This is a genomic window from Methanobrevibacter sp., assembly GCF_045116495.1.
Lineage (GTDB): Archaea > Methanobacteriota > Methanobacteria > Methanobacteriales > Methanobacteriaceae > Methanocatella.
Genome location: NZ_JBGULU010000180.1, coordinates 1 through 5,036, shown reverse-complemented (window position 1 = coordinate 5,036; position 5,036 = coordinate 1). Strand labels below are relative to the sequence as shown.

The window sequence follows — 5,036 nt, the reverse complement described above, 5'->3', positions numbered from 1 at the left end:
AAAATTTTTAATTAAAGATTAATCGACTGTCTAGATATGTACAATTAAAATTATATACTTTGATTAAGAGATATATTATTCATAAGTAAAGAGGTTATATAAATGATAGGTAAAAAGATTCGTTTAGAAAGAATCATTAACAGAAATACTGGAAGAACTGTAATCGCACCGATGGACCATGGTGTATCAAGCGGCCCTATTCCAGGAATCATAGATATGGACGAAACTGTTGAAGAAATCTCCCAAGGCGGAGCAGATGCAATCTTAATGCATAAAGGTATTGTAAAACAAGGACACAGAGGATACGGTAATGATATAGGTCTTATTGTACACTTGTCTGCAAGTACTTCACTTGCACCTGACCCAAATGATAAGGTAACCGTAACCAGTGTTGAAAAAGCCATTCAGCTTGGAGCAGATGCAGTATCAATTCATGTAAACTTAGGTTCAGATACCGAAAGCCAGATGTTGCAGGAATTAGGGGAAATAGCTGAAACCTGTGACTACTGGGGAATGCCCCTTTTAGCAATGATGTATCCTAGAGGCCAAAAGGTTGAAAACGAACACGATGTGGAATTCGTAAAACACGCAGCCCGTGTAGGATCAGAACTTGGTGTGGATATTGTAAAAACCAACTACACAGGAGATCCTGATTCATTCAAGGAAGTTGTTGAAGGAGCAATTGTACCTGTAGTTATTGCAGGAGGACCAAAAATAGACACTGATGAAGAATTGTTACAGATGGTAAAAGATTCTCTTGAAGTGGGTGGAGCAGGTGTTGCTTTCGGACGTAACTTGTTCCAAGCTGAAAACCCTGGAAAAATCACCCGTGCGATTTCAGAAATTGTTCATCATGATGCAGAAGTAGATGAAGCTTTAAAATTCTTAGAATAGGTGATTTGATGCAAAATAAATTTGCATGGATTAGCACTCCTGATGAGGTGTGGGAAGACAAAAAGGAAATGATAACTACTGCTCTCGAATCAGGAATTGACCATGTCCTTGACCTGGATGATATAGAAAACATCAGAAAACTGGGAAATGTAAAGATAATCGCAAACAGTGACGATGCAGACATTTATCTGGTTGGAATCAACGGTGAAGGAGATGGAGTTTTAGAGTTGAATGATAACTTTGCAGACTCTGTCGATATTGCAAATGCAAAAAAAGCAAAAAACGAAGGAAAACAGGTTTGTGCATATATAAAAATCACTGATAAGGCACATGAACAGCTGGCGGTAAAACTTGGTCCGATTGTCGACTACATCATATTGGTTGGAACTGACTGGACAATCATTCCCCTTGAAAACATTATTGCAGACCTTCAAAAGGAAGATGTCCAAATCGTAGCTGCAGTGCGTGATGTTGATGGGGCCAAAGTCGCTTTGGAAACCCTGGAGCACGGAACCGATGGAGTAATATTTGAAGCAAATGACTTCAATCAAACCAAAAAAATAGCACAAGAGGTAGTTGAAGCATCACAAGCAAAATATGACTTGAAAATAGCTACAGTAACAAATGTGAAACCATTGGGCTCAGGAGATAGAGTATGTGTTGATACAACCGACATGATGAAACCGGGCGAAGGAATGCTTATAGGGTCATATTCAAAATCAATGTTTTTGGTACACTCAGAATCTTTGGAAAGTGAATATGTCGCTTCACGCCCATTCAGGGTAAATGCAGGTCCGGTACAGGCATATGTTATGGTTCCGGGAAACAAGACAAGATACCTCTCCGAACTTGTAGCCGGAGATGAAGTATTGATTGTCAACACAGAAGGGGAAACCAGAACAGCATATGTCGGAAGAAGCAAAATCGAAAGAAGGCCTTTAATATTAATCGAAGCAGAATATGAAGGAAAAATCATCCGTACTTTACTTCAAAATGCGGAAACCATCAGAATTGTTGATGAAAACAACGAACCTCTTTCAGTTGCAGACATCAAACCTGGAGATAAGGTTAAAGTTTATATTGAATCCAATGCACGCCACTTCGGAATTGCTATTGATGAGACTATCATTGAACAATAGGTGTTAGAATGAGTCAGTTAAGAGCATTTCTTGCTATTGATGTTGATGAAGATTTGAAAGCCAAGATGTATAGGATAGTTAAGGAGTTTAAGCAAATCGATGCCAGAATCAAGTATGTTGAACTGGAAAATCTGCATCTGACCCTTAAATTCTTTGGCGATATCGATACTGAAGGCATAGACCTGCTTTCTTCAAAAATCGAAAATGTAGTTTCAAACTTTGATAAATTTACAGTTAAAATCAAAGGCTGCGGTGCATTTCCAAACACTAACAGAATCAAGGTCATATGGCTTGGATTGGATGAAGATGCAATCGTTAAGCAGCTTCACGATGAACTTGACAAGGAATTTGTTAAATTGGGCTTTGACAAGGATAGGAAATTCTCCACACACCTGACAATTGGCCGCATGAAATCTGCAAAAGGCAAAGATAAGGTCAAATCAAAAATAGAAGAATTCAGTGAAGTTGAAATTGGTGAGATGTGTGTTGATAAGATAATTCTTAAAAAATCAACATTGACACCTCAAGGACCAATTTACGATGATATAAAGATATTTGAATTGTGATAATATGGATTATGAGCTAATATTAAAAGATATTAAACCAACACAGGAAGAACAGAATGACATAGATGCAATGTCAGATAAACTGGTAGATTTTTTAAATGAAACATGTAAGAAGGAAGACATTAATGCAAAAATTGCTGTTGTTGGATCTGTTGCAAAACACACTGCACTTAAGGGAAAATCCGACATTGACATATTCATGGCATTTCCTCTTGAGGTCAGTGAAGACCGATTAAAGCAAACAGGATTATATTTAGCTCATAAATGTAGTGATGCTTTTAATGGAGATGCATCACACCACTTCGCATCACATCCATATGTACAATCAGATATTGAAGGCTATGATGTTGATTTGGTTCCATGCTATGAAATAGAAGACGGTTCACAGCTTAAATCAGCAGTTGACCGAACAATCCTTCACACCAGATATGTTAAGGGACATTTGACCTCTGAAGGCTGTGATGAGGTTTTACTTTTAAAAAGATTTATGGACATGACAGGAACTTACGGTTCAGAGTTCAAGGTCGGAGGATTTGCAGGTTATCTTTGTGAACTTCTTATCATCAAATACGGAAGCTTTGAAGAGACTTTAAAAGCGGCTACAAAATGGCAATATGGACATATAATCGATTTGGAAGATTATGGAACAGGAGGGCAATTTGACGATCCTTTGATAATGATTGACCCTACAGATAAGAACCGTAATGTAGGTGCTGCCTTAAGACTGAATAAGTTCTCCGAATTCATACAGTCAGCAAGAAATTACCTGTCATCAGACAAAAAGAGAGATTATTTCTATCCGCTGGACAAACACATTGATAAAGAATCTATTTTGAATGAATTTGAAAAAAGGGGAAGCGATTTTATTGCAATAAAATTCGATATTCCTGACATGCCTTTGGATACACTTCATCCGCAGCTTAAAATGACAACTGAAGCTCTTGCAGGCAAAATAGCTAATGAGGAATTCAATGTCTTTTGTGCAGATTACGCTTCAAATGAAGAGGATACCGCAGTAATATTGTTTGAAATGGCTTCATCAAAACTTAATAACATCAAAATCAATTATGGTCCTAAAATATATTTGGATAAAGCTTGCAATAACTTCACAGCCAAATATGGTCCTGAAACCTGCCACATTATCGATGACTTTCTGGTTCACACTCAGAAAAGACAGTTCAGTGATGTCAGGCAATTCATAGAAGACCTGTTTACAACAGAACACATAGGCAAAATAAAGGTTGGAAAAAACCTCAGGAAATCTATTGTAAACTCTTATGAATTCATTTCAATCGAAGATTTGGCATCAGATGAATTTTATATAACCTTTTTGGATGATTTCATAAATCCTGCTCAGTATATAGTAAGGTGAAGTGATGAGTTCTAATAAGACTGAAGAAATAGATTTAATTGTAAATCATCCAAAACAAGCAATAAATAAGTTAGCCGTACCTATCATTATTTCTAACTTATTTATGATGCTTAATAATATTATTGACGGCATTTGGGTTGCAGGTTTGGGTCCGCATCCACTTGCTGCCGTCGGATTTGTAACCCCACTATTTTTGGCACTGGTTGGATTTGCTAATGGTTTGGGTGCAGGTTCAAACAGTCTTATAGCACGTTGCATAGGGGCTGAAGATTATGAAGCTGCGGGAAACAGCGCAATTCATTCCATAATGCTGAGTATTATTGTAACAGTAATTACTACAATTTTACTTTTGATATTTCTGAAACCGTTGCTGCTCGTAATGGGTGCCGGAGAGGTTATCAGTGAAACCATGGCCTACGGTACAATCGTCATAGGAGGTATATTTTCAGTATTTCTTCCTGCGATGATGGCGGCAATTTTCAGGTCACAGGGTGAAATCAGAAGAGCATCCTATCCGTTGATGTTTACAGCTATCATAAACATGATTCTTGACCCGATTTTTATTTATGTAATCGGATGGGGAGTAACAGGTGCAGCATTAGCTACTGTTATTTCAGGTGTCATTCCAATGCTTTTGATGATGTATTGGATGTTTGTAAAAAAAGACAGCTTTTTACAGGTCAAGATGAGCGAATACAAAAGGGATTTTCAGATTTATAAGGACATACTTGTTGTCGGAATTCCTGCCAGTCTGGAGCAGTTCATCATATCATTCGTGTCAATCCTAATGAATTACTGGCTTACAATACTGTCAGGGACAATAGCCGTTGCAGCATATACTGCTACATGGAGACTGGTTGCCATTGGAATATCACCGATGATAGGTATTGGTGTGGCCGCATTGACTGTTGGAGGAGCCGCTTATGGTGCAAGAAACCTTGTAAATCTAAAAACAGCACTCAATTACGGTTTGAAATTGGGAATGATTTCATCAATTATAGTCTGTTCATTCCTCTTTATATTTGCAGATCCGCTGTCATTCATATTTTCATACTCATCAGACAG

Annotated in this window: 5 protein-coding genes; all 5 read left to right on the top strand. The window is 37.7% G+C overall.

The annotated features are described in order from the left end of the window. The first annotated feature begins 102 nt into the window (after positions 1-102). Positions 103-894, top strand: coding sequence for a 2-amino-3,7-dideoxy-D-threo-hept-6-ulosonate synthase (locus ACJMLH_RS09665; protein ID WP_405277128.1), 792 nt, complete (start codon positions 103-105; stop codon positions 892-894). 8 nt (positions 895-902) lie between these two features. Continuing rightward, positions 903-2,033, top strand: coding sequence for a 3-dehydroquinate synthase II (locus ACJMLH_RS09660; RefSeq protein WP_405277126.1), 1,131 nt, complete (start codon positions 903-905; stop codon positions 2,031-2,033). A gap of 8 nt (positions 2,034-2,041) precedes the next feature. Continuing rightward, positions 2,042-2,599: an RNA 2',3'-cyclic phosphodiesterase gene (thpR, locus tag ACJMLH_RS09655; RefSeq protein WP_405277124.1), complete on the top strand. Its 558-nt coding sequence runs from the start codon at positions 2,042-2,044 to the stop codon at positions 2,597-2,599. 4 nt (positions 2,600-2,603) lie between these two features. Continuing rightward, complete coding sequence (gene cca / locus ACJMLH_RS09650; protein ID WP_405277122.1) at positions 2,604-3,971, top strand: CCA tRNA nucleotidyltransferase; 1,368 nt, start codon at positions 2,604-2,606, stop codon at positions 3,969-3,971. 4 nt (positions 3,972-3,975) lie between these two features. Beyond that, positions 3,976-5,036 (top strand): MATE family efflux transporter (locus ACJMLH_RS09645; protein WP_405277120.1); only part of this gene is annotated, 1,061 nt, incomplete at its 3' end.